The organism is Streptomyces sp. NPDC007929 (genome assembly GCF_042959065.1).
GTDB lineage: Bacteria > Actinomycetota > Actinomycetes > Streptomycetales > Streptomycetaceae > Streptomyces.
This window is the reverse complement of the sequence record NZ_JBIBKD010000010.1, coordinates 292,195-316,805: the sequence shown is the minus strand read 5'-3', so window position 1 is coordinate 316,805 and position 24,611 is coordinate 292,195. Positions and strand designations below refer to the sequence as shown.

The window sequence follows — 24,611 nt, the reverse complement described above, 5'->3', positions numbered from 1 at the left end:
GTGCGTCTTGCGCTCGGCGAGGCGCGGGTTCACGCGCCAGGCGCGCGATGCGGCGCCGGCGGGGGGGGGGGGGGGCGCGCGGCGGCCCCCCCCCCCCCCCGCCGCCCCCCCCGCCGGCCGCTGTCGTCAGTGCCCCTCGGCCGGACGCGGCGCGAGCACCAGCATCGTGACGTCGTCCTGCACGTCGGGGCAGTGCCGCACGAGGTCGGCCCACACCCGTTCGGCCAGCGCCACCGGGTCCTCGACGGCGAGGCCGGGCAGCCGCTCGGCCAGCGGGTAGAACACCCCGCCCGCGTCCCTGGCCTCGGTGACCCCGTCGGAGGCCAGGAAGAGCCGGTCACCCGCCCTCAGCGGCACCGACACGACCCGGGGCGGCACGGCCTCGGCGAGTCCGAGACCGAGCGGCGTACACGGCTCGACGTCCAGCTCGACGGCGTTGCCGTCCCGCAGCAGCAGCGGCCCGGCCTGCCCGCACGCCACGATCCGCACGACCCGGGCGTCGGCGGAGAAGTCGAGCAGCACCGCCGTGGCGAACAACTCCGCGTGCGGATCGTCCGCCGAGTCCACCGCCAGCCTCCGGTCGAGCCGGGCCGCCACCGCCTCCGGATCCGGCTGGTCCAGCACCGCCTCCCGGAACGCCCCCAGCAGCGAGGCGACCGTGGCCACGGCCGACAGCCCGTGCCCCTGCACATCGCCCATCACCGCCCGCACGCCGTAGGGGCCCGCCCGTACGTCGAAGAAGTCGCCGCCGACCAGCGTCCCGCGCTGCGCCGCCCGGTACAGCCCCGCACACCGCACCGGCCCGACCCGCTCCGGCAGCGGCGGCACGACGGCCCGCTGCGCGACCTCCGCGACGGTCCGCTCGGTGACCAGCTGCGCGTCCCGCCGTGAGCGGACGTACGACAGCAGCACGCTCAGCGCCGAGACGAAGCACACGGTCAGCAGATCGGTACTGCCCGGATCGTCGAGGCTGAAGACCGGCACGGTCAGCACGACCACCACCAGCGCGCCGAGCACCGCCGTCGCCACCGGGCCGTGGGCCAGCACCGCCAGCGGCGGGATGGCGCCCAGCAGGAACCCGATGTCCAGCGGCTCCGGGCTGATCAGCTCCGCCAGGCAGACGGCCACCAGCAGCGCCGACGGCAGCACCCGGGCCCACAGGGGCGGCGCCGCGCCCCGCAGCCAGCCCCGCCGGTACGGGTCCCGGCGCGCCGGGAGGCCGCGCACACTGCTCACACCACCACGCTGCTACGCCCGCTCGTCCGCCGCACGCCGGGCCCCCACCGCGGCGGGCTGTTCGGACGTCGCTGAGAGCCCCGTCGGCGTCCGCCGCATGCCCGGGTGGGAGCCGCGCGAAAACCGGTGGACGGTCCGTCGGAAGATCGCTAGCGTGTGGCGCGCCACGCCCCGAGACCAGCGGAAGGAGGGCAGAGCCGTGCTGTTCACACCGATCTCGCGCTCCCTCCCCGATGTCCCGGCGTGCCGCAACTGACCCACCGGGAGCGCTCCGAGCACCACGCGTCCCGGAAGGACATCCCATGACCGATGTGGTCATCCGCGCGCTCGACCCGAGCGACGCCGGACTCTTCGACACCCTGCCCGACCCGCTGGGCGCCCGTGCGGGCCACCGCACGACCCGGCACCGCCCCGAGTGGAAGCGGGTGGCCCTGCGCGACGGCCGGGTCGTCGCCCGCGGCGCCTGGTGGGGCGGCCCCGACGACACCGAACCCGTCAACATCAACTGGTTCGACGTCGCCGAGGGCGAGGAGGAGGCGGGCGCCGCGCTCCTGCGCTCCGCACCCTGGCAGGTCGAGCTGGAGCTGAACCTGCCCACCGGCTGGCGCGACGACCCTGCGCTGCGCGGCGCCGCCGACACCGTGGCCACCGCCGCCCGCAAGGCCGGCTACGACCTCCTCGTCGAACGCCTCCAGTACCGCTGGACCCCCGAGCACGCCCGGCCCGAGCGGCCCGGGCGCATGGAATTCCGCGCCGAAGACGACGACGCCGTGTTCTTCGACGCGCTGCGCCGCATCCACTCCGCCACCCTGGACGCCCACGCGCTCAAGGCCATCGAGCAGGGCGGGATCGACCAGGCGGCCCAAGAAGAACTCGACTTCTTCCACTGGTGCCCGTCACCGCGCGAGTGGTGGCAGCTCGCGTACACGGCGCAGGGCGACCTGGCCGGCATCCACATCCCGGCCCACAACCCGTCCGGCCCCTGCATCGGCTTCATCGGCGTCCTGCCGGAGCACCGCGGACACGGCTACGCCTACGACCTCCTCGCCGAGTGCACCCACTTCCTCGTCGAGCAGGGGGCCGAGTTCATCGCCGCGGCCACCGACCGGGGCAACGTCCCCATGGCGGCGAACTTCGCCAAGGCCGGCTACCCGGTGGTGAAGGAACGGATCAACTTCGTCCCTCCGGCGGTGTAGGAACCGGACCGCGTGCGAACGCGCCCCGGCCGAACGGGACCACGCGGGCCGGGGCCGTCGCGTCGCGCTCAGTCGTTCAGCAACTCCTGGGCCGCCGTGAGGATCTCCGTCACCCTCAGGCCGAACGCCGCGTCACAGGCGTGCGGGCGGCCGGTGCGGGCGGCGGCGAGCAGCGCGTTCGCCGCCCGCCGCAACGCGGGCACCGCCCCCTCGGAGCTGTCCGGCAGCGCCGCGACCCCGGCCTCTCCCCGAAGCTGAACGGCCGCACCGGCCGCGGCGGGCGGTGCCGTCAGGCTCAGGGTGAGGCTGCTCGACGCGCCACCGGCGTGGTCGAGGACGACATGCGCCGTGTCGCCGGGGCCGTACGCCGCCGCCGTCACGCGACGCACGTCGCCGAGGACCGGCAGCAGCACGGACAGGGCGTGCGGGCCGACGTCCCACAGGGCGCCCTTCTCCCGCCGCCACGGCGTCGCGAAGGGGCTCTCGCTGGTGAAGACCGCCCCGAGCCATTCCGCCCGGCCCGTGAACCAGCCCGGCACCGCCGCCTGCTCGGCGATCCACGCCGCCGGTTCGGGCTGGAAGCGGGCCGTGAAGAACACGACCGAGGCGACCCCGGCCGCCGCGGCGGCCTCGACCACGGCCCGCCCCTCGGCGGGCGTCGGCGCGAGCGGCTTGTCGAGCAGCAGATGGCACCCGGCCCGCGCCGCCCGGACGGCGAGTGCGGCCTGCACCTCGGGCGGCAGCGCCACCGCGACCGCGTCCACGTCGGCGAACAGCTCGTCGACGTCGTCGTAGGCGCGGACACCGTGCCGCTCCGCCAGCTCCTTGGCGGCTTCCGGGCGACGGCCCCACACGCCCGCGAAGTCCAGCTCCTCGTGCCCGCTCAACGCGGGTGCGTGGGCCAGCTGCGCCCAGGGTCCGGTACCGAGCAGTCCTATGCGCATGCCGCCGCCTCTCCACGCTGTCGGAACGACGAGCGTGCCACACCCGCCGGGCGACGGTCTCAGGAGGCCAGTTCCTTGCGGATGCGGTCCAGCATGAACGCCGACGACTCCCGGGCCCGCTCCTCCCAGGCGAAGACACACGCCGTGGCGACCCCGTCGAAGCCCAGCTCGCGCAGGGTGCCGAAGAACGCGTCCCAGTCGACCTCGCCCTGGCCGATGTCGAGGTGCTGGTGGATCCGGGCCGGGGTGCCCGGCGGGTTGAGGATGTAGCGCAGACCGCTGGAACCCTTGTGGTTGAAGGAGTCCGCGATGTGCACGTGCTGGAGCTTGTCGCCGGCGTAGCGCATCATCCGCGCGATGTCCGCGCCGGTCTCCGAGGGGCCCGAGAGGTGGAACGTGTGCGGCGCGCAGTACAGGTAGTTCACCCACGGCTTGTCGATCGCGCGGACGAGATCGACGGCCGGGGCGTTCTCCTCGCAGAAGTCGTCCGGGTGGGCCTCCAGGTTCAGGGCGATGCCCTCGCGCTCGAAGACCGGCAGCAGCTCCTCCAGCGAGCGCCAGAACGCCGCCTCGCTCTCGGCGGCGCGCTCGGGGCGGCCGTTGAACTCCGAGTTCATCAGCGGGCATTCGAGGTCGGCGGTGATCTCGATCATCCGCTTCCAGTAGCGGACGGCGGCCTGCCGCTCGGTCTCGTCGGGGGAAGACCACTTGTACAGCGGGAGCACGGAGGACAGCCGGACCCCGTGCGTGCGCAACGCGTTCTTCAGCTCCGCCACCCGCGTGGCGTCCGCCCGCGGATGCAGGAAGAACGGCATGAAGTCGTCGCGCGGCGACAACTCGATGTACTCATAGCCCAGTTCGGCGACCGTGCGCACCATCTCGTCGATGGGCAGGGCGCGGAACATGTACGGGTCGAGGGCGATCTTCACGCGGTTCCTCCGTAGAACGCGGGCCGGGGCTTCATGTCGGTGGTGACGGTCTCGCCGCCCGACTCCAGGGAGCGGACGGCGGCATCGGTGATGACGGTGGCGGCGTAGCCGTCCCAGGAGGACGGGCCGGTGGGCTCGCTGCCGTCCGCGACGCAGGCCACCCATTCGCGGAACTCGGTGTCGAAGGCCTGCGCGAACCGGTCCTTCCAGTCCTGCGGCACCTCCGTGCCGTGCCGGGCCGCGGTGCGGATGCCGACGGTCGCCGGGTCGGGCAGCCGGACCAGGCCGTCCTCGCCGACGACCTCGCACTGGATGTCGTAGCCGTACTGGCAGTTGACGAAGACCTCCACGTCGATCCGGACGCCCGAGACCGTCTCGAAGATCATGATCTGAGGGTCCTTCAGGTGCGCGAACCGCCTGCTCGTGGCGCGCGGGGTGACCACCTGGGCGGAGACGATCTCGTCGTCGAGCAGCCAGCGCAGCACGTCGATCTCGTGCACGGCCGTGTCCTGGGCGGCCATGGCGGAGTGGTACGACTCCGGCACGGTCGGGTTGCGGTGGGCGCAGTGCACGAGCAGCGGAGCACCCAGGGAACCGGTCGCCAGCACCTCCTTCATCTGCCGGTAACCGGCGTCGAAGCGCCGCATGAAGCCGACCTGCACCAGCCGGCGGCCGTGCGCCCGCTCGGCCTCGACGATCCGCAGACAGTCCTCGGCGGTCGTGGCCAGCGGCTTCTCGCAGAACACCGGCTTGCCGGCGGCGATCGCGGCGAGGACGTGCTCGGCGTGGGTGGGGCCCCAGGACGTGACGAGGACGGCGTCCACGTCGGGGGAGGCGACCAGGTCCGCGGCCGTGGGCAGCGCGGTGGCACCGGCCCTGGCCGCCACCTCGGCGGCCCGCCCCGCGTCCACGTCGGCCACGGCCGTGACAGCGGCACCCGTGACGACCTCGGTGAGCCGCCGGACGTGGTCCTGGCCGATCATTCCGGCGCCGATGACGCCTACTCGTACGGTCATGCTGAGACTCCTAGGAGGAGGATGGTCAGGAAAAGCGCGCCCGCAGCTCGGCCTCGAGGGTCTCGAGCGTGCGGCCCTTGGTCTCGGGGACGTAGCGCTGCACGAAGGCGAGGGACAGCACGCCCGCCGCCACGAACAGGAAGAACGTGCTGGAGATCCCGATCCCGGAGACCAGGGACGGGAAGACAAGACCGATCACGAAGTTGGTCAGCCACAGCACCACGGCCGCCACCCCCATGCCGAAGCCGCGCATCCGCATCGGGAAGATCTCCGACAGCATCAGCCAGGTCACCGGCGAGATCGCGCCCTGCTGGAAGGCGAGGAAGGTGACCGTCATCGCGAGCACCGCGAAGGCCCGGGGGTCCCCGGAGGGCAGCACCAGCGAGAAGACGCCGATCAGCAACAGCGCGAGTGTCGTGCCGACCTGGCCGGTCATCAGCATCGGGCGGCGCGGTACCCGGCCCAGGAGCCAGATGCCGACGAAGGTGGCCAGCACCGAGATCACGCCGTTGGCGATGTTCGCCGTCAGCGCGCTGTCGGCGGCGAAACCGGCGTCGGTGAGGATCTGCGTGCCGTAGTACATGATCGTGTTCACGCCGGTGATCTGCTGCACGATCGCGATGCCGAAGCCGACGAACATCAGCTTGCGCACCCAGGGCGTGCTCCTGAGGTCCTGCCAGCCACCGAGCCTCGCCTGCTCGTCCTTGACGGCGAGCGCGGAGACCTCCTTCAGCTCGGCCTCGGCCCGGGCGCGCGAGCGCACCTGCCCGAGGACGGCGAGCGCCTCGCCGAATCGGCTCTGCGAGGCCAGCCAGCGCGGGCTCTCGGGCATCACCAGCATGCCGAACCACAGCACCACGGCCGGCAGCGTCGCGATGACCAGCATCCACCGCCACACACCGCCGGACTCGCCGCCGAGCCGAGCGATGATCGCGTTGAAGGTGAAGGCCAGCAGCTGACCGCTGACGATCATCAGCTCGTTGCGGGTGACGAGGGCGCCGCGCCGCTCGGCGGGCGACACCTCCGCGAGGTACAACGGCACGGTCACCGAGGCACCGCCGACCGCGAGACCGAGCACGAACCGCGCCACGATCATCACGGCGGTCGTCGGGGCGAGCGTGCAGCCCAGGGCACCGATGAAGAACAGCACGGCCAGCAGCAGGATGGCGCGCCGCCTGCCGCGCGCGTCCGACAGCCGGCCGCCGGTCACCGCGCCCAGCGCGGCACCCAGCAGCAGCGAGCTGGTGACCATGCCCTCGGTGACCGGGGTCAGGCCGAGGTCCTCGGTCATGTAGGGCAGCGCGCCGTTGATGACACCCGTGTCGTAGCCGAAGAGCAGACCCCCGAACGTGGCGATGACCGTGATGATCCGCAGCCGCCGGGAGACCGCCGCCGGGGCGGCATCCGTCCCGGTCGTGGCGGCCGGTGTCGCACCGTCCCTTACCTCCATGGTGCTCCTTACCTGTCGACGTTCGGGCGCCGGGTACCCGACAGGCCGCGGCCGGCCGAGTCTGCGCTGTCGCGCTCTACTAGCGCGCTCTAGTTCGAGTACGATGACCCCTGTCCAAATGTCATGTCAATAGCCGGACGCCGGGAGTTCGCAGGATCCTGGCGCGAGGTCCGGTCCGGGACACCCCGTAAGGTGTGCGGCGTCGGAGGGTGGGTTCACAAGTGGATGCTTCGGGCAGGCAGCGCCCCACGATGGCGGACGTCGCCGAGAAGGCGGGCGTCTCCCGTGCGCTCGTCTCGATCGTCTTCCGCAACCAGGCCGGAGCCGGCCGGGAGACCCGGGAGCGGGTCCTGCGCGTGGCCGACGAGATCGGCTACCGGCCCGACAGCGCGGCCCGCCTGCTGGCCCGCGGCCGCAGCCGCACGCTCGGTGTCATGTTCACCGTGCAGCAGACCTTCCACACCGACCTCATCACCGGCATCTACCCCGAGGCGGAACGGCTCGGCTACGACGTGCTGCTCTCCGGCGCGACCGGGGGCCGCAGCGAGGCCAAGGCGGTCGAGGCGCTGCTCAGCCACCGCTGCGAGGCGGTGATCCTGCTCGGCCCGGACGCCGAGTCCGCCTACCTGGACGAACTCGGACAGCGCACGGTCGCCGTCTCGGTCAGCCGCCGGGTGCCCCGGGCCCGGGTGGACTTCGTGCACACGGCCGAGGGCAAGGGCGTCCGGCAGGCCATGGACCACCTCGTGGAACTGGGCCATCGCCGCATCGTGCACATCGACGGCGGACGCGGCCCCGGCTCGGCCGAGCGGCGGCGTGCCTACCGGGCCGCGATGCGCCGCCACGGCCTGGAGACCGAGGCACGGGTGATCCCCGGCCGCCACACCGAGGAGTCCGGTATCGAGACCGGCCGCCTGCTGCTGGCCGAACGGGACGGCGGGCAGCCGTTGCCGACGGCGGTCCTCGCCGGCAACGACCGCTGCGCGATGGGCCTGTTGATGGCCCTGACCCGGGCGGGCGTGGAGGTCCCGCGCGACCTGTCCGTCGTCGGCTACGACGACAGCCACCTCTCCCACCTGATGCCGATCGGTCTCACCACCGTCCGCCAGGACGCCGCCCTGATGGCCGAGCACGCCGTCCGCTTCGCCGTCGAGCGGCTGGAGAAGGGGGAACCGGAGCCGCGGGAGGCGGTCCTGGACCCCAAGCTCGTGGTGCGGGGGACGAGCGGCCCGGTCCCGCGGGAGCCGTGACCGGCCTGACGAGGGGGCGGGTCCCGTAGGAGCCTGGGGCCGGCCTGACGAGGGGGCGGGTCCCGCGGGAGCCGGTACAGGGCTCGATGTGGGTGCCCGTGCCGCCCGGTCGCGTCAGCGCGTGCCCTTCGCGGCGAACGCGGCGACGCTGTCGACGTTCTCCTTCGTGACGAACGCCGGTCCGGTGAGTACGGGCGCGGTGCCGCCGCCGCTGACGTTGCCGTTGGTCTTGTACAGCCACAGCGCGTCCACGGCCAGGTAGCCCTGAAGGTAGGGCTGCTGGTCGACGGCGAACTCGACGCTGCCGCCCCGCACGGCGTCGACGAGCTCCTTGTTGAGGTCGAACGTGGCGACCTTCGCCTTGCTGCCGGAGTCCTTCACCGACTGCACGGCGGTCAGGGCGATCGGCGCGCCGAGCGTGACCACCTGGTCGATGGAGGAGTCCTTCTGGAGCTTGGCGGTCAGCGTCGAGTTCACCGAGGGCTTGTCCGCGCCGTTGACGTACAGGTTCTCCGTCGTGCCCTTGAAGCCCTTCTTCAGTCCGGCGCAGCGGGCCTCCAGGGCGACCTGGCCCTGCTCCTGGATGACGCAGACGGCGTGCTCGGCGCCCTGCTGGTTGAGGCGCTCGCCGAACGCCTGCCCCGCGATGTTCTCGTCCTGGCCGAAGTACTCGAGCATGCCGAGCTCCTTCCAGTTGTCCAGGCCGGAGTTGAAGCCGACCACGGGTATGCCGGCCGCCTTGGCCTTCGCCACGACGCCCTTCATGGCGTCGGGCTTGGCGGCGGTGAGGGCGATGCCGTCGACCTTCTGGTCGATGGCGTTCTGCACGAGGTTGGCCTGGTTCCCGGCGACGGGGTCACTGGAGTAGACGAGCTTGATGTTGTCCTTCGCCGCGGCGGCCTGGGCGCCCTTGCGGATCAGGTCCCAGAAGGTGTCACCCGGTGCCGCGTGGGTGATCAGGGCGACGGTCATTCGCGGGGTGGTGGCCTTGCCCGCGGCGGCGTCGGTGCCGCCGGCCTCGGACTTCTTCCCGCCGGAGCCGCTGGAACAGCCCGCGGCGAGCAGGGCGCCCACGGTGACGGCGGTGGTCAGGGCGGCGGCTCTGTGGTGTCTGCGCATGTCGGAATGCACCTCACTGTGCTGGGACGAGGGGGCCGCGCCCGGTCCGGGAGGCGGGCGGTGGGTGGGCGCCCGGGGCGGCGGCGGTCATGGGTGGTGCGGCGGTCCTGGGTGCGGACCCCGTGTACGAGCGACTGGAGCGCGCCACTAGCGCGCTCTAGTGGCAGGTACTATGCGGCGGCCCCGAGGGGATGTCAACAGGTTTGTCAGGACGTACCAACAAAGGCGTGGCGTCACGACAGGGGGCCGCCCGTGCGCACCGGTGGAGAGTGGTGTGCACGGGCGGCCCCTCGGCGGACGGTCCGGGACCGTCGGGCCTCGCTGTTCAGCTCTGTGTGCTGATGTTGACCATCCAGGGGACGCCGAAGCGGTCGGTGCACATGCCGAACACGTCGCCCCACATCTGCTTCTCCAGCGGCACCGCCACCGAGCCGCCCGCGGAGAGCTTCTCCCAGTAGCCCCGCAGCTCGGCGTCGTCGTCGCCGCTCAGGCTCACGGAGTAGGAGCCACCCTGCTCGGACTCCATGCCCGGCGGGTTGTCGGCGCCCATCAGGGTGAAGCCGCTGGGGGTCTCCAGCATGCCGTGCATGATCTTGTCGGCGTTCGGGGCGTCCGGCTGCCCGAGGTCTCCGAAGCTGTTGAGGTCCAGCGTGCCGCCGAAGACCTCCTTGTAGAACTCCATCGCCTGCCGGGCGTCGCCGTTGAAATTGAGGTACGGATTGAGGCGCGTGGCCATGAAAACCTCCCAGACGGGGGCAAAGAGTAGTTTTCGCGCAGCGTATCGTCAGGCACTGACAACGGCTCGCGGTGGTGTCGCCAACCACCTCGCGGGCTCACGCCTCGTCGGACGCCCCGCTGTTCCAGTCGTACGGGCCGCCGCCCTGCCACTCGATCAGCTCGGTGTCGTCGACGGCCGTGTCGGCCGTGGGCAGGCCCTCGCGGTGCAACAGGTCCAGCACGTCGAAGAGGCTGTAGGCGACGCCCATACGCTCGCCGCGGATGGTCACCAGCCGTCCGCCGTCCGTCGCGGGCGGCTGCACGACCACAGGGGGTTGACCGTCCATAGCCCCACCATGCTCCCGAAACGGCCGGACCGCAGCTCGGTGACGTCCAGAAGCGGTACGGAACCCCCTCGGGCGCCGGAGAACGGGCGTGCTGTGCGCCGGTGACAACCCGCCACCGGGAAGCTGAGTCGTCATCAGTACAAGGCCATCCCGGACCGGCCGCACGGCGTCTTGCCGAGCGGCCGCTGGACTTCACCGAGCAGTACGTCCCGGCCCAGCTGGTCGCGGACGCCGCGCTCGCGCAGAACGACGGCCGGCCGGAGCCCGGGAGGGAGTCCTCCCGGGCCCCTGCGTGCCGGGCGGGATCAGAGCCGGCCCGCCGCGAACGCGGCCGCCTCCTCGGCGTCGTCCCGGTAGCTCAGGTGCGCCCCGACGTCACCCCCGCCGTTCTCGCACACGGGATCGCCCTCGGCGCACAGGTCGAGGGTGCGGCTCTGGTAGGCGCCGGTGACGCTCTTGCCGAGCGCCCGGATCGGGTTGCCGAACAGCAGCACCGCGGCGACCTTCGGCTCGACCGCGGCGGGCAGGGTGGCCACGATCGGGCTGCCGACCACCGCACCGGCGCTGCTGATGCCGATCGAGTTGTCGACGACGTTCGCGCCCTGCGAATAGCCGACGAGAACGAACTTCTGATTCGGGCAGGCGGCTGCCTGGCTCTTCACATGGTTCACCAGATCCAGATTTCCCTGGGCCGCGGACGTGGGGGAGAGGTCGGCGGGATAATTCACCTTGTAGCTGGACAGATTCTTGCCCGCCGCCGTCTTGCGCAGGGCGGAATACACCGGGTCGCCGACGATGAAGCCGAGCGTGCCCGGCTCGAAGGTGCCGCGGGCCGCGACGACCTCCACGTCCGAGCAGGCCGCGGCCAGGGCCGGGGGAGCCGGGAGACCGGTGAGCCCGGCCCCGCCGGCCAGACAGAGCGCCGCGAGGCACATACGGATACGCATGGGGGATCCTCCGCGTGGAAAGGCGCGTTCAGCGCCTGCGAAAAAGGACGCCCCGAACGTATGGGCTTTCTCCCGCCTGCTGTTATGGACGGGATTATGGAAACCCGGCGGGTTTTTGTCGCCGTATGCGTAAGCTCCGGAAGTCAGTTCTGCGGTGTGTGCAGTGATTCCGCGCGCAACGCGAGCATGAGGTCGAGGCGGGTCGCCGGGTCGTGCAGGGCGTCGCCGAACAGCTTCTCCAGCTGGCGCAGGCGGTAGCGGACCGTCTGCGGGTGGATGTGCAGCCGCACGGCGACATCCGGCACATTGCTGCCGCTGAGCAGCCAGGCCAGCAGTGTCTCGGCGAGCCGGTCGCGCTGCCCCGCCGAGACCGTGTCAAGGGGCGCCAGGGCCTGGTCCTTCAGGCGCTCCAGCAGCGGCTCGTCCCCGTACAGCAGCAGCGTCGCCAAGTGCTCGTCGCAGCGCACCACGCCCTGGCGGGGCAGGACTCCACGCCCCATCAGACCGAGCGCCCGGGTGGCGAGGCGCAGTGACTGCGCGGCTTCGGCGACCGCGACCGTCGGGCCGATCGCGGCGGGCCGGCCGCGCAGCGCGAGCGTGAACGCCCGGCCTGTGATGCCACCGGAGCCGTCCGGGTCGGGCACCAGCATGCGCGGCGGGCGGGACCCCATGTCCACCAGCGCGCCCGCCGCCGCCAGCGGCCGCTCCTCCTCCCGCCGGTCCGGCGCCGCCGCGAGCGCCACCACGGCGACCGTCCGCGGCACCGGCCAGCGCGCGCCGTGCGCCAGGTCCTGCACGGCCGCCGGGGCCACCGGCCCGTCCTCCAGGAGCAGGTCCAGCAGGCGTTTGCGGCGCCGCTCCAGTTCGTCGGAGCTGCGCAGCCGGGCCTCGGCGTACCCGGAAGCGGCCGCCTGGGCGACCTCGTGCACGGTCCGGAACGCCAGCTCCCCGAGCCCGGCCACCACCGTGGAGTCCAGCCCCAGTTCCTCCGCCGTACGGCCCATCTGCCGCCAGGCGCACATCCCGCCGACCCGCAGCGCGGACTGCAGCGCGTCCAGGCTGCGGCCCTCCAGGGCCTCGCCGCGCCCGAGTTCGTAGTACGTCGCCGAGATCGCGCCGCCGTCGTCGCGCGGGTCGGCGATGTGGTCGACGAACAGGGTCAGCGCCTGCACCACCCCGGACCGCAGGTTCTCGCGGTAGGTGCCGTCGGCGGGCCGGGCGTACTCGGGGACCTGGCGGCGGACCTCCTCCTCCACCTCGTCGGCGACGGCCGCCAGATCGGCGCGCAGCACCTTGGCCAGCTCAGGGGGGAACTGCGGCGCGGCGGGGCGGTCCGGCACGCCGTGCGGGGTGGGCACAGCCATCACGGACACTCCTTTCGACCGGAAGCGGCTCACCCGCGGGCCGTCGCCTGGGGGACGCGTGGGGAGTCCTGTGTGGGACGGACGACCCCTGCGTTCCGTTCCGTGCCCCGACGGCGCCTCCGTCACTCGGGCACCCCCAGCGCACGGGCGAGGACCGGCCACGAGGCGGTGAACTCCGGCTTCCAGTGCGCCCAGTCGTGCCCTCCGCCCCCGTAGAAGTGGGTGGTGGCGGGGATTCCCAGCAGGGCCAGCGTGCGGGCGAAGCCCTGGGCCGAGGGCCACAGGGCGCTCTCCAGGATCCCGGGCAGTGGATCACCGCCGCCGCCCACCCCGCTGCCCTGTGACACGTACAGGGCAGTGCCGCGCAGCCCACCGGCGCGGGCGCGCGGGTTGAAGTCCCGCCAGGTCAGAAGGTTGAACACCGGATGTCCCCAGAGGGACGCGGCCGGCAGGTTCTCGCGGGCCACGATCGCGTTCACGATGGCGGGAACACCGGGGGCGGTGGTGTCGAGGACGCCGCTGTAGGAGGCCGCCGCGGTGAACGCCCCGGGGTGGCGGGCCGCGTGGGCCATGGCCCCGTAGCCGCCGGTGGACACCCCGGCGATCGCCCGGGTGCCGGAGGCCCGGTAGTCCCGGGCGAGCAGCGCCGGCACCTCCTTCAGCTGGAACGTCTCGTAGTCGGGGCCGCCCCGCCAGGCGCTCGGGATGCCGGTGGGTCCGGCGTCCGGCATCGCCACGATGAGGTCACGGCCGGCGGTGAATGCCTCGATGTCCGTCTCCCGGGTCCAGGAGGTGTAGTCGTCGTGCGCGCCGTGCAGCAGGTACAGCACCGGGTACGTCTTGTCCGGGTGCGTCCCGAAGTCCGACGGCAGGATCAGCCGGACCGGCGCGCTGCGGCCGAGCGCGGCCGACGGCACGGACACGTCCAGCGTGCGCGGGCCGAGCCGGGTGGCCGCCCTTGCCGGGCTCGTGCCGGCGGCGGCCCCGAGCAGGGCGGCGAGACCGGCGGCGGCCGTCGCTCTGGCGACGGTGCGCCGGGACACTCCGGCGGCGGGCTGCTGCGGCGGCACATGGGACATGACGGCTCCTCGGGTTCCATGTCGGGGGGTCCGGCTCGGCGGGGGTCCGGCTCAGGTGGGCGGCTCGGCGAGGGTCCGGCTCAGGTGGGCGGCGATCTCGCCGACGTGCGGCGGATCGAGCAGCGACAGATGGTGGCCGGGCACCGGCACCACCCGCAGCCGTGGGCACACCTCGTCCCAGCCCAGCGCCGCATCGTCCCGCTCGTAGGCGGGGTCGCGCACGGTGTGCGGCGCGGGTTCGGTGGCGCGGTAGAGGACCACCGGACCGTCGTGGCGTCCTGGGCGGTGCGACTCGCCGATGCCCATGTCCAGATAGGAGGACCGCTGGTGTTCCAGCGCCGCGGGCGGCACGTCGGCGGCCTCACGCAGGGCGTGCAGCACGGCGTCGATACGGGCCGTGTCGTCGTCCATCGCCACGAGCTCGTCGTACGGCAACTCCAGCCGCACCCCGTAGGTGTCGGTGACATGGCGGGCGAAACCCTCGAAGTGCGCCCGGATCCGCTCAGGCCGCTGCGACGCGGGGCGGGGGAGGGGCCGTACGGAGTCGATGAGCACCACCAGCCGTACCTCCCGCCCGGCGGCGGTCAGTTGCCGGGCGGTCTCCTGGGCGACGAAGCCGCCGAAGGACCAACCGCCCAGCAGCAACGGGCCGTCGGGGCGGACGGCGTCGATGGCCTCGGCGTAGCGTCGCGCCTTCTCGGGCACGGTCCCGGCCTCCTCGATCCGCTCCAGCCCGTACACCGGCTGGTCGTCGCCGAGGAGTTCGGACAGTGTGCGGTAGACGCTCACCGGGCCTCCGGCGGCGTGGACGAGGAACAGCGGGGGCCGCGAGCCGGTCGCGCGCAGGGGCCGCACCGGGGTGTCTTCCCGGGGCAGGGCATGCTCGATGCGGGTGGCGGCGTCCTCGACGGTGACGGCGGCGAACAGCTCGCGCAGGGGCAGTTCGACGCCGAACTCCCGCTCCACCGCCGTGCGCACCCGGACCGCCATCAGCGAGTCCAGGCCCAGGTCGGCCCACGCGGTGCCCGGGGCGAGACGGGCGGGGGAGTGGCCGGTGACGGCGGCGATGTGGTGGGTCAGGCGGTGCAGCACCGAGGAGGGCCCGCTCACAGGGGCAGGAGGTTCCTCCGGCATCGGCTCCGGGCGAGCGGAGGGGCCGTCCGTCCACCAGTGCCGTACGTGCCGCCACCGGGGCAGCGGCAGGTCGATGACCCGCCCGGGCGGCACGGGCAGGCGCTGTCCCGCCGCGTACAGGGCGCCCAGTTGCCCGGCGAACGCCTCCGCCCCGTCGGCGTCCCGGCGCAGCGTGGCCAGGGCGAGGGCGCCGGGCACGGTGTCGACGACGGCGCCCGTCAGCACGGGGTGGGGGGAGATCTCGACGAACGCCGTGTGGCCGACGGCGGCGGCCGAGGCCAGCGCCCGGTCCAGCCGCACGGGCCTGCGCAGATTGGCCGCCCAGTGCGCGGCGTCGAAGAGGCAGTCGCCGCGCGGGTCGTCGAGGACCGTGGAGTGCACCGGGACGCGCGGCCGCCGCCCCCGGATGCCGGACAGCGCGTCCCTCAGCTCCGGTACCAGCCCGTCCACCTGCGGCGAGTGCCCGGCGCCGACCACCCGCAGGAGCCTCGCCGCCCGGCCCTCCCCCTCCAGTCGGCGCACGAGAGCGGCCACCGGGGCCTCCTCACCCGTGACGACCTTCTGCCGGGGAGAGGAGTGCACGGCCACGTGCACATCCGGGAAGTCCTGCCCCAGCCGGACCAGTTCGGCGTCGTCCAGGTCCACGACGGCCATCGCACCGCCTCGCAGGCCGCTCAGCAGCCGGGCCCGTACGGCGATGACACGTGCCCCGTCCGCCACGTCCAGCGCGCCCGCGCACACGGCCGCCGCCACCTCGCCCATGGAGTGGCCGATCACACCGGCGGGCTCGACACCGTGGGAGCGCCAGAGCTCCGCTAGGGCCAGCTGGAGCCCGAACAGCACCGGTTGCGCGATCTCAAGACGGTCGAGTCCCTCTCCCGAGGACAGCTGGTCGTACAGCGAAAGGCCGCACTCGGGTGCGAGCTGCGGGTCGAGCTTCTCGACGGCGGCGGCGAACGCGGGTTCCTCCGCCAGCAGCCGGCGCCCCATACCGGGCCACTGACCGCCGTATCCGGAGAAGACCCACACCGGCCCGCGCCCCACGCGATCGCGGTCCCCGGTCGTCACCCGAGGGTCCGCTCGCCCGGACGCCAACGCGTCGAGCCCGTCGCCCAGTTCGGCCCGGTCGCGGGCGACCACCGCGGCCCGCACAGGACCTCGCCCGGTACGCCCGGCCAGGGTCCGGGCCACGTCGGCGGGGCGTACGGGGCTGTCGCGCAGCCGTTGCGCGAGCCGGCCGGCCGTGTCGCGCAGGCGCTCGGAGCCGAGGTCGGACAGGACATACAGCCGGGCGGCCGGTTCGTCGGCCGGTGGCGCCTCGGACGCTGCCTCCTCCAGCACCACATGGGCGTTGGTGCCGCCGAAGCCGAACCCGGAGACACCCCCGACGGCCGTGCCGCCGTAGCGCGGCCAGGGCTCGGGCTCGGTCACCACCCGCAGCCGGGGATCGGTGAGGGAACTGCCCCGTTCACAGTGCAGTGACGGCGGGACGGTGTCGTGGTGCAGCGCCAGCACCGTCTTCACCAGGCCCGCGACACCCGCCGCGGACTCCAGATGACCGAGGTTGCCCTTGGCGGACCCCAGCAGCAGCGGCTGGTCGGGGTCACGGCCCGCGCCGAGCACAGCGCCGAGCGCCCCCGCCTCGATCGGGTCGCCCAGTGGGGTGCCCGTGCCGTGCGCCTCGACATGGTCGACGTGCTCCGGGGCGAGCCCGGCCTGCGCGTACGCCCTTTCCAGCAGCGCCAGTTGAGCGGCCGGGTTGGGCGCCATCAGGCCGTTGGAGCGGCCGTCGGAGTTGACAGCGGTGGCGCGGATGACGGCCAGCACCCGGTCGCCGTCCCGCTCGGCGTCGGACAGCCGCTTCAGGATCACCGCCGCGCAGCCCTCGCCGCGCCCGATGCCGTCGGCCGCCGCCGAGAACGGCTTGCAGCGCCCGTCCGGTGCCAGGGCGCCCGCCCGGTGGAAGGCGACCGTGACGGCAGGCGACAGCAGCAGATTGACCCCCGCCGCGATGGCCGTGTCGCTCTCGCCGGTGCGCAGACTGACGCAGGCCTGGTGCACGGCGACCAGCGAGGAGGAGCAGGCCGTGTCGACGGCCACGCTCGGTCCCCGGGTGTCCAGGACGTACGCGAGTCGTCCGGCGGCGACGCCGAGCGCGCCCCCGGCCGGCGCCCAGGGGTCGACGGTGGCCGGGTCGGCGCCCGTCAACTGCCCGTACTCCGGTGCGGAGATGCCGACGAACACGCCGGTGGCCGTGCCCGCCAGGGACCTGGCCGGCACGGCGGCATGGCCGAGCGCCTCGTGGACGACCTCCAGCAGGATCCGCTGCTGGGGGTCCATCACCGCGGCCTCGCGCGGCGTGATGCGGAAGAACTCCGCGTCGAACCCGGCGATGTCGTCCAGATAGCCGCCGTACACCGGGGCGTCGGCGGGCGGGAACGCGGTGAAGTCGCGCCAGCGGTCCTCCGGGACGCGCCGGATCGCGTCGACGCCGTCGTGGAGCAGCCGCCAGTAGTCCTCCGGGCCGTGCACACCGCCGGGAAGGCGGCAGCCGACCCCGACGACGGCGACCGGCTCGGCCGTCTCACCCCGCGCCTCGGGACGCCGGGCCTCGGCCACCCGAGCCCCCGTGCCGCACAGCCGCGCCACCAGGGCCTCCCCGGTGGGCGCCTCCCACAGCAGCGTCGTCGCCAGCTCCCGGCCGGTGGCGCGGGACAGTTCGCCGGCCAGGGCGACGGCGTCCCGGGAAGCCATGCCGAGGTCCGCGAGCGGCCGGTCCATCGGGACGTCGTCGGGGGAAGTCCCGTTCCAGGCGGCCACTCGCTCGGCCATCAGACGGCGCAGCGCGGCCTCGTCCGCGGACCTCATACGGCGGCACCCGCCCGGGCCCGCCCGCCGTAGGCACCCTCCAGATACCGGGCCCGGGTCAGCGCCCGTGACACCTTGCCGCTGGACGTGCGCGGCACGGTACCCGGCGGCACCAGGACGACATCGGCCAGCCGCAGCCCGTGCCGGGCGGACACGGCCCCGCGCACGGCACGCACCACGGCCGCCACGTCCAGCTCTGCGAGGTGCGCGCTGCGCGCATGCTCCGCCACGACGACCGCGCACTCCCCACCGGCACCACCCGGCACGGCGAAGGCGGCGAGCCGGTCCCGGCGCACCGCCGCGTGCGCCTCCTGGGCGGACGCCTCGACGTCCTGCGGATAGTGGTTGCGCCCGTCGACGATGATCAGGTCCTTCAGCCGTCCCGTGACGACCAGCTGCCCCTCCAGCACGGTGCCCAGATCACCCGTGCGCAGCCAGCGCCCCGGACCGGCGGCGGCGTCCGCGAACTCCGCGCCGAAGACGTCCTCCGAGTCCCGGTTCCAGTAGCCGCGGCCCACGTTGGGCCCCTGCACCCAGATCTCCCCGACCTCGCCCTCCGCCAGAGCCACCCGCGTCACCGGGTCGGCGACCCGCACCCGCTGGCCCGCCGGCGTGCCGCAGCCCGCCAGCAGCACCGCCCGGGGATCGTCGGGCCGGGCCGGCAGGGCCTTTCCGGCCGCCAGGGCGTCGCGGTCGAGCGCGAACCGGCTGAGCGGCTCACCCGGCCGGGCGGCGGACACGAACACCGTGGCCTCGGCCAGCCCGTACGACGGGCAGTGCGTCCCGGGTGCCAGGCCCTGGTCCGCGAACGCCGCGTGGAACCGGTCGGCGGTGCCCGGGCGGACCGGTTCACTGCCGTTGATCAGGGCGGTCACCCGGTCCAGCCGCAGCCCCTCCTTCTGACCGGGGGTGACGGTCGCGACGCAGTAGTCGTAGGCGAAGTTGGGCGCGGCGCTCACGGCGTGCGGATGCGCGGCGAGCAGCCGCAGCCAGCGCACCGGCTCGTGCAGGAACGCCGCCGGGTCCATCAGCACCGACAGCGCCCCGCGTGCCACCGGGGCCGCGACGCTGAGCACCAGCCCCATGTCGTGGTAGAGCGGCAGCCAGCCCACACTGGTCATCGGGCGGGTGCCGAGGTGGTAGGCGGCCAGGGCCTGGCGGGCGTTGGCGACGACGTTGGCGTGGCTGATCTCCACGCCGGCCGGGGCGCGCGTCGAGCCGGACGTGTACTGGAGGTAGGCGGGTGCCCCGGGGTCGGCGGCGACCGGCCGTCGGCCTTGGTCCGCACCGTCGGGCACCTCGTCGGCCACGACGATCCGCGGGCCGCCGGTGCCGAGGAAGCCCCGCACCTCCTCGCCGGCCCGGCTCGTGGTCACCACCACCGAGGGGCGCGCGTCGGCGAGAACGCCCGCGAGCCGGTCCGCGTGCCCGGGCAGGCCCGGCGGGTACAGCGGTACGGCGACCAGACCGGCGGACAGGGCACCGAGGAACGCGGCCACGTACTCCGTGCCCTGCGGACACAGCAGCGCGACCCGCTCCCCGGGCCCGGCCTCGTCGGCGAGACGTGTGGCGAGCGCCCGCACCCGCACGTCGAGGCGGCGCCAGGTCAGGGTGCGGTGGATGCCGCGCGAGTGCGACGCCGGGTGCTCGACGAAGGTGAGGGCCCGGCGGTCGGGGGTGGTCTCGGCCCAGTGCCGCACGTACTCCGGCAGGGTGGCGCACGCGGGCGCGAGCGGGGGGCGGCGGCTGTCCATCAGGCGGGGCTCCTCACGGCGCGGATCGGCCTACGGGTCACTGGAAACTGGGCTGTCACAGCGGGATGTTGCCGTGCCGGCGCTCCGGCATCGGGGCACGTTTGCCGCGCAGCGCGCGCAGGGCCCGGCAGATCTGCTCGCGTGTCTCGCGCGGTGCGATGACGGCGTCGACATAGCCGCGCTCGGCGGCGAGGTACGGGGTGCCGTGGGTGCGTTCGTACGCGGCGACGAGGCCGGCGCGCAGGGCCCGCGGGTTGTCGGACGCGGCGAGTTCACGCCGGTGCAGGACGCCCACGGCCCCTTCGGCGCCCATGACGGCGATCCGGGCGGTGGGCCAGGCGAGATTGACATCGGCACCCAGGTGCTTGGAGCCCATCACCGCGTAGCCGCCGCCGTACGCCTTGCGCACCACGACGGTGACCTTGGGGACGGTGGCCTCGGCGTAGGCGTAGAGGAGTTTGGCACCGCGCCGGATGATCCCGGCCTGCTCCTGCCGCACCCCGGACAGATACCCGGGCACGTCGGCGAAGGTCAGCAGCGGGATGCCGAACGCGTCGCAGAACCGGACGAACCGCGCGGCCTTCTCGGAGGCGTCGATGTCGAGGACTCCGGCGGCGTGCAGCGGCTGGTTGGCGACGACGCCCACCGAGCGGCCCTCGATCCGGGCCAGGGCGCAGATGATGTTCGGCGCGAACAGCTCCTGCACGGCCAGCAGTTCACCGTCGTCGACGACCGACCGTAGGAGGTCCCGCATGTCGTAGGCCTCGCCGAGCCGGTCCGGGACGATCGTGTCGAGCCCGGCACCGGCCGGGGCGCGCCCGGGAGCGTACTCCGGGGGCCGTTCCAGGTTGTTGGCCGGCAGGTACGACAGCAGGTCGCGCACCGTGGCGAGGGCGTCCTCCTCGTCGGCGGCCATGAAGTGGGCGTTGCCGTTGACGGTGTTGCTGGTGCGGGCGCCGCCCAGTTCCTCGGCGGTGGTGCGCTCGCCCGTGACCGTCTCGATGACGTCGGGCCCGGTGACGAACATGTGCGAGGCACCGTCCACCATCACCGTGAAGTCGGTGATCGCCGGCGAGTACGCGGCACCGCCCGCGCACGGGCCAAGGACGACGGAGATCTGCGGGATCACCCCGGACGCCTTGACGTTGCGCCGGACCAGCTCGGCGTAGAGGGCGAGGGCGGCGACTCCCTCCTGGATCCGGGCGCCGCCGGAGTCGTTCAGGCCGATCACCGGGCAGCCCGTCTTCAGGGCCAGCTCCATCAGGGCGACGGTCTTCTCCCCGAAGGCCTCACCCATGCTCCCGCCGAACACGGTGGAGTCCTGGGCGAACACGCAGACCGGGCGGCCGTCGACCGTGCCGTACCCGGTGACCACGCCGTCGCCGTAGGGACGCCGGGCGTCGTGTGCCCCGGGCCGGGCCCGGACGAACAGTCCGGTCTCGGTGAAGGAGTCCTTGTCCACGAGCCGCTCGATCCGCTCCCGGGCGGAGAACTCCCCGCGTCCGCGCGGACCGCCCGATGCCACCGCCCGTTCCCGGCGGTGCTCCAGGCCGGCGACGCGGCCCGCGGTGCCCCCGGGAGGGTGCGTCGCCGTGTCCCCCGGACCGGGTGCCGTCACCTCTGTGCTCACAACCACCTCCGAAGTGGCCTCGAATATGGCAGTGAGGTGCCGGACGGCCCTAGAGATCGCCGTTGTGTGTGGGGGAGTTGAGTCCTCGCGCGCGCGGTTTCATCCGGGTGTGACAAGGGGGCCGTTCGAGGGCCCGGGGGTGATTCAGCGGCCGGAGTGCTGAATGCGTTCTCCTTCTTCTATTGGACCCCCGGCCGCGCGGCGGCCAGGCTGGAGTGCACCATCGCCCGACAGTCGGAAGAGGTCACGAACCCATGCACACCCGCCGCATCGGTGACGTCGAGGTCAGCGCGATCGGCCTGGGCGCGATGCCCATGTCCATCGAGGGACGGCCCGACGAGGACCGCTCCCTCGCCACCCTGCACGCCGCCCTCGACGCGGGCGTGACCCTGATCGACACCGCGGACGCCTACCACCGCGACGCCGACGAGGTCGGCCACAACGAGACCCTGATCGCCAAGGCCCTCGCCTCCCACGACCGCGGCGGCGACGTCCTCGTCGCGACCAAGGGCGGCCACCTGCGCCCCGGCGACGGCAGCTGGACGCTCGACGGCAGCCCCCGCCACCTCAAGGCGGCCTGCGAGGACTCCCTGCGCCGCCTCGGCGTCGAGGCCATCGGCCTCTACCAGTTCCACCGGCCCGACCCGCGCGTCCCCTACGCCGAGTCCGTGGGCGCGATCCGCGACCTGCTGGACGAGGGCAAGATCCGCATGGCCGGCATCTCCAACGCGAACCCCGATCAGATCCGGCAGGCCGGGGAGATCCTCGGCGGTCGTCTGGTCGCCGTGCAGAACCAGTTCTCCCCGGCCTTCCGCTCCAGTGAGCCGGAACTGCGCCTGTGCGACGACCTCGGGATCGCCTTCCTGCCCTGGAGCCCCCTCGGCGGGATCTCCAAGGCCGGTGAACTCGGCTCGGGCCACGCCCCCTTCGCCCGCATCGCCGAGGCGCACGGCGTGAGCCCGCAGCGCGTGTGCCTGGCCTGGATGCTCGCCAAGTCGCCGGTCGTCGTCCCGATCCCGGGCGCGAGCCGGCCCGAGACGATCCGCGACTCGCTCGCCGCCACCGACCTCGTCCTGACCGCGGACGAACTGGCGGAGCTGGACGCCGCCTGAGCAGACCACGAGACCCGGGGACGGCCGCGCGCCGCCCCGGGTCTCGCGCTGCGCACGCGCCGGACCGCGACGCGCGAGAACGTCGCCTACGGCATGGACGACGCCGACGAGGAGACGGTGCGGGCCACCAACGCGCTGGAGTTCGTCGACCGGCTGCCCAGGGGGCTCGACACCCGCTCGGAGGCCCTCGTCCAGCAGGCGCTGGCCCGGCTGCTGCGCGGGCGCACCACGTTCGTCGTGGCCCACCGGCTGTCCACCGTCCAGGGCGCCGACCGGATCGTGGTGATGGGCGACGGCCGGATCGAGGAGATCGGCACGCATGCGGAGCTCCCGCGCCGGGGTGGCGCTTACACGGCCCTGCACAGCGGCCAGATCGTCTGAGACCGGTCGCATCCGATCACTTCTCGTCAAATCTGACCCAGATGAGAAAATCGTGTGAATGTTTCCGCGTGGTTCGGGCATACGCAGCGAAAACAGAGAGAGGGGCGCTACGTGCTTGTACCGGACCGGAAGATCGTCAGGGAGTTGCTGACGCGGTACGCGTCGCTGAGGATCGCTCAGTCGGAGAGGCACGTGCCGACGGCGGCACGCGAACTGGAGGACGTCAGCTACACGCTGTGCGTGATGATGGGGACGTCCGACATCAGCGACGCCATTGCGAAGGCGGATGTCCTGCTGCTCGCCGAGGGGCGGCCCGACGCCGCCGACGCGGGCGGCGAGAGCGGGCTGACCCTGGTCGGCTGACAGCGGTGAGGCCCGGCACGAACCGGGCGCGCGCCTCGGCGGCCCCTAGACGGGGGCCGCCGAGGCGTCTCGCCGCCCGTGGAACGCCGCCCGGTAGGCGTACGGCGTGGTCCCCACCACCTTGCGGAACCGCTCCCTGAACGCGGTCGGCGAACCGAACCCGGCCTGACGCGCGATCCGTTCCACGGAATGGTCGGAACTCTCCAGCAGAAACTGGGCGCGCCGCACCCGCGCCCGCAGCAGCCACTGCAACGGCGTGGTCCCGGTCTGCTCACGGAAGCGCCGGCTGAAGGTCCGCTCGCTCATCCCCGCCCGCGCCGCCAGCGCGCCCAGCGTCACCTCGTGCGCCAGATTGTCCTCGATCCACTCCAGCAGCGGTTCCAGAGCCGAGCCCCGGGGCACCGGCGGATGCTCGTGCACGATGAACTGCGCCTGTCCGCCCTCGCGTTCCAGCGGCATCACCGACATCCGCGCGATGTTCGCGGCGACGGCCGATCCCAGGTCCCGGCGGATCATGTGCAGACACAGATCCAGCGCGGCGGCGGCCCCGGCCGAGGTGAGGATCTGCCCGTTGTCGACGTACAGCACGTCCGGCTCGACGTCGACCAGCGGGAAGCGGCGGGCCAGCTCAGCGGCGGCCACCCAGTGCGTAGTGGCCCGCAGCCCGTCCAGCAGCCCGGCCTCCGCCAGCACGAAGGCGCCGACGCACACCGACGCGATCCGGGTCCCGGCCGCGGCCGCCTCCCGCAGGGCCGCCAGCACCCGGGCGGAGGGCGGTGCGGCGTCGGGGGAGCAGCCGGGCACGATGACGGTGTCCGCCTCGGCCAGGGCCTCCAGTCCCCGCTCGACGCGCAGGGTGAAGCCGCCGTCCGCGCGTACCTCGGGCGTCTCGGCGCACAACCGGACCCGGTAGGCGGGCCGCCCGTCCGGCAGAAGGGTCCAGGCGAACGTCTGCTGGGGCGCCGCCATGTCGAACGGCACCACATGATCGAGAGCCAGGATGGCCACGGAGTGCATACCCACCACCCTAGGGGAATTCCCGCCGGCCCCGTGACCTGGGAACAGTTGGCGCTCTCGCGGCACAGCCCAGCTCGGAGGAGGTGGCGGGAATCCGTTGCAAGCTGTCGTTCCAGCCCATGGGCGCGTCCGCCGGGGCGTCCTAGCGTGGGTGCCGTCGACCGCATTTCACGGAAAAGAGCCCCGGTGACCAAGATCCTGCTGTCCCTCCATGTCCTGGCCGCCATCGTGGCCATCGGTCCCGTGACCGTCGCGGCCAGCATGTTCCCGCCCGCGGCGCGCCGCACGACCCCCGCGGGCGGCGTCGGCACCCCGGCGCTCCTGCACCGCATCTGCCGCGTCTACGCCGGTGTCGGGCTGAGCGTCCCGGTCCTCGGGCTCGCCACCGCGGCCGCGATGGGCGTCCTCGGCAGCGGATGGCTCATCACCTCCATCGCCCTGACCGCCGCGGCGGCCGGCATCCTGATGGCCTTCGTCCTGCCCGGCCAGGAGGAACTCCTCGACCGGCTGAAGGAGGAGCGGGCCCCCGAGCACCGGGACACCGCGCAACTCGCCATGTTCACCGGCATCTTCAACCTCCTCTGGGCCACGGTCACCGTCCTGATGGTGGTCCGGCCCGGGTCCACGGCCGGAGCCTGAACGCACACTGCCCCCGGCCCCTGTCACGGATGTCCGGTCTGCGTCAAGTCATCCCAAGGAATTCACACTCCGGGACACCGCGCCGCCTACACTCGCAGTCGCGCCCCCATCACGGGGCC

20 protein-coding genes and 1 pseudogene are annotated in these 24,611 nt (G+C 73.3%); 6 read left to right on the top strand and 15 right to left on the bottom strand.

Translation table 11 applies throughout. The annotated features are described in order from the left end of the window. Positions 1 to 126 precede the first annotated feature (126 nt). Positions 127 to 1,236 (bottom strand): SpoIIE family protein phosphatase, encoded by a 1,110-nt coding sequence (locus ACFZDE_RS31510; RefSeq protein WP_391205676.1) that lies wholly within the window; start codon positions 1,234 to 1,236, stop codon positions 127 to 129. A 302-nt stretch (positions 1,237 to 1,538) separates the two neighbouring features. On the opposite strand from ACFZDE_RS31510, the gene ACFZDE_RS31505 reads away from it, so the two are divergent. Then, complete coding sequence (locus ACFZDE_RS31505) at positions 1,539 to 2,432, top strand: GNAT family N-acetyltransferase (RefSeq protein ID WP_391205674.1); 894 nt, start codon at positions 1,539 to 1,541, stop codon at positions 2,430 to 2,432. Between the two features lie 68 nt (positions 2,433 to 2,500). On the opposite strand, the gene ACFZDE_RS31500 is transcribed toward ACFZDE_RS31505, so the two are convergent. From ACFZDE_RS31500 to ACFZDE_RS31485, 4 genes are read right to left on the bottom strand one after another with little or no spacing between them, the layout of a single operon-like run. Then, entirely contained in the window at positions 2,501 to 3,376 is an 876-nt protein-coding gene (locus ACFZDE_RS31500; protein WP_391205671.1) for a Gfo/Idh/MocA family oxidoreductase, read from the bottom strand. 59 nt (positions 3,377 to 3,435) lie between these two features. Continuing rightward, a complete protein-coding gene (locus ACFZDE_RS31495; RefSeq protein ID WP_391001284.1) occupies positions 3,436 to 4,305 on the bottom strand; it encodes a TIM barrel protein in 870 nt (289 codons plus the stop codon). Beyond that, positions 4,302 to 5,321, bottom strand: coding sequence for a Gfo/Idh/MocA family oxidoreductase (locus ACFZDE_RS31490; protein WP_391205668.1), 1,020 nt, complete (start codon positions 5,319 to 5,321; stop codon positions 4,302 to 4,304). Before ACFZDE_RS31490 ends, ACFZDE_RS31495 begins: the two co-directional genes overlap by 4 nt. 25 nt (positions 5,322 to 5,346) lie before the next feature. After that, positions 5,347 to 6,771: a sugar porter family MFS transporter gene (locus ACFZDE_RS31485; protein ID WP_391205665.1), complete on the bottom strand. Its 1,425-nt coding sequence runs from the start codon at positions 6,769 to 6,771 to the stop codon at positions 5,347 to 5,349. 251 nt (positions 6,772 to 7,022) lie between these two features. Between ACFZDE_RS31485 and ACFZDE_RS31480 the strand changes: the two genes are divergently transcribed. Beyond that, on the top strand, positions 7,023 to 8,021 hold the full coding sequence (locus tag ACFZDE_RS31480) for a substrate-binding domain-containing protein (protein ID WP_391001292.1): 999 nt from the start codon (positions 7,023 to 7,025) through the stop codon (positions 8,019 to 8,021). A 114-nt stretch (positions 8,022 to 8,135) separates the two neighbouring features. On the opposite strand, the gene ACFZDE_RS31475 is transcribed toward ACFZDE_RS31480, so the two are convergent. From ACFZDE_RS31475 to ACFZDE_RS31435, 9 genes are all read right to left on the bottom strand, one after another. Continuing rightward, the gene (locus ACFZDE_RS31475; protein ID WP_391205662.1) at positions 8,136 to 9,140 is read right to left on the bottom strand and encodes a substrate-binding domain-containing protein; all 1,005 of its coding nucleotides are present in this window, start codon (positions 9,138 to 9,140) and stop codon (positions 8,136 to 8,138) included. A gap of 325 nt (positions 9,141 to 9,465) precedes the next feature. Further along, positions 9,466 to 9,876 carry a VOC family protein gene (locus ACFZDE_RS31470; RefSeq protein ID WP_391001297.1) on the bottom strand — a complete coding sequence of 137 codons (411 nt, stop codon included), beginning with the start codon at positions 9,874 to 9,876 and terminating at the stop codon, positions 9,466 to 9,468. A 97-nt stretch (positions 9,877 to 9,973) separates the two neighbouring features. Next, positions 9,974 to 10,204, bottom strand: a complete 231-nt coding sequence (locus ACFZDE_RS31465; RefSeq protein ID WP_185011238.1) for a hypothetical protein — start codon at positions 10,202 to 10,204, stop codon at positions 9,974 to 9,976. Between the two features lie 305 nt (positions 10,205 to 10,509). After that, complete coding sequence (locus tag ACFZDE_RS31460) at positions 10,510 to 11,151, bottom strand: cutinase family protein (RefSeq protein ID WP_391205659.1); 642 nt, start codon at positions 11,149 to 11,151, stop codon at positions 10,510 to 10,512. A 143-nt stretch (positions 11,152 to 11,294) separates the two neighbouring features. Beyond that, positions 11,295 to 12,515 carry a helix-turn-helix domain-containing protein gene (locus ACFZDE_RS31455; RefSeq protein WP_391205656.1) on the bottom strand — a complete coding sequence of 407 codons (1,221 nt, stop codon included), beginning with the start codon at positions 12,513 to 12,515 and terminating at the stop codon, positions 11,295 to 11,297. 122 nt (positions 12,516 to 12,637) lie between these two features. Then, positions 12,638 to 13,594 carry an alpha/beta hydrolase-fold protein gene (locus ACFZDE_RS31450; RefSeq protein ID WP_391205653.1) on the bottom strand — a complete coding sequence of 319 codons (957 nt, stop codon included), beginning with the start codon at positions 13,592 to 13,594 and terminating at the stop codon, positions 12,638 to 12,640. A gap of 51 nt (positions 13,595 to 13,645) precedes the next feature. After that, positions 13,646 to 17,596: a beta-ketoacyl synthase N-terminal-like domain-containing protein gene (locus ACFZDE_RS31445; protein ID WP_391205650.1), complete on the bottom strand. Its 3,951-nt coding sequence runs from the start codon at positions 17,594 to 17,596 to the stop codon at positions 13,646 to 13,648. Further along, positions 17,593 to 19,350 carry an AMP-binding protein gene (locus ACFZDE_RS31440; RefSeq protein WP_391205647.1) on the bottom strand — a complete coding sequence of 586 codons (1,758 nt, stop codon included), beginning with the start codon at positions 19,348 to 19,350 and terminating at the stop codon, positions 17,593 to 17,595. The genes ACFZDE_RS31445 and ACFZDE_RS31440 overlap by 4 nt, the downstream gene beginning before the upstream one ends. A 55-nt stretch (positions 19,351 to 19,405) precedes the next feature. After that, the gene (locus ACFZDE_RS31435; RefSeq protein WP_391205644.1) at positions 19,406 to 20,980 is read right to left on the bottom strand and encodes a carboxyl transferase domain-containing protein; all 1,575 of its coding nucleotides are present in this window, start codon (positions 20,978 to 20,980) and stop codon (positions 19,406 to 19,408) included. 254 nt (positions 20,981 to 21,234) lie between these two features. On the opposite strand from ACFZDE_RS31435, the gene ACFZDE_RS31430 reads away from it, so the two are divergent. The 3 genes and pseudogenes from ACFZDE_RS31430 (at position 21,235) to ACFZDE_RS31420 (ending at position 22,836) form a co-directional block, all read left to right on the top strand. After that, positions 21,235 to 22,092 carry an aldo/keto reductase gene (locus tag ACFZDE_RS31430; RefSeq protein ID WP_391205641.1) on the top strand — a complete coding sequence of 286 codons (858 nt, stop codon included), beginning with the start codon at positions 21,235 to 21,237 and terminating at the stop codon, positions 22,090 to 22,092. A gap of 72 nt (positions 22,093 to 22,164) precedes the next feature. Further along, a pseudogene (locus ACFZDE_RS31425) lies at positions 22,165 to 22,473 on the top strand (ABC transporter ATP-binding protein); the annotation flags it as partial. 111 nt (positions 22,474 to 22,584) lie between these two features. Continuing rightward, entirely contained in the window at positions 22,585 to 22,836 is a 252-nt protein-coding gene (locus ACFZDE_RS31420; protein WP_391205638.1) for a DUF5133 domain-containing protein, read from the top strand. A 45-nt stretch (positions 22,837 to 22,881) separates the two neighbouring features. Here ACFZDE_RS31420 and ACFZDE_RS31415 read toward each other — a convergent pair whose 3' ends face one another. Then, positions 22,882 to 23,853 carry a helix-turn-helix domain-containing protein gene (locus ACFZDE_RS31415; RefSeq protein WP_391205635.1) on the bottom strand — a complete coding sequence of 324 codons (972 nt, stop codon included), beginning with the start codon at positions 23,851 to 23,853 and terminating at the stop codon, positions 22,882 to 22,884. A gap of 186 nt (positions 23,854 to 24,039) precedes the next feature. On the opposite strand from ACFZDE_RS31415, the gene ACFZDE_RS31410 reads away from it, so the two are divergent. Further along, a complete protein-coding gene (locus ACFZDE_RS31410; protein ID WP_391205632.1) occupies positions 24,040 to 24,492 on the top strand; it encodes a hypothetical protein in 453 nt (150 codons plus the stop codon). Positions 24,493 to 24,611: the final 119 nt, after the last annotated feature.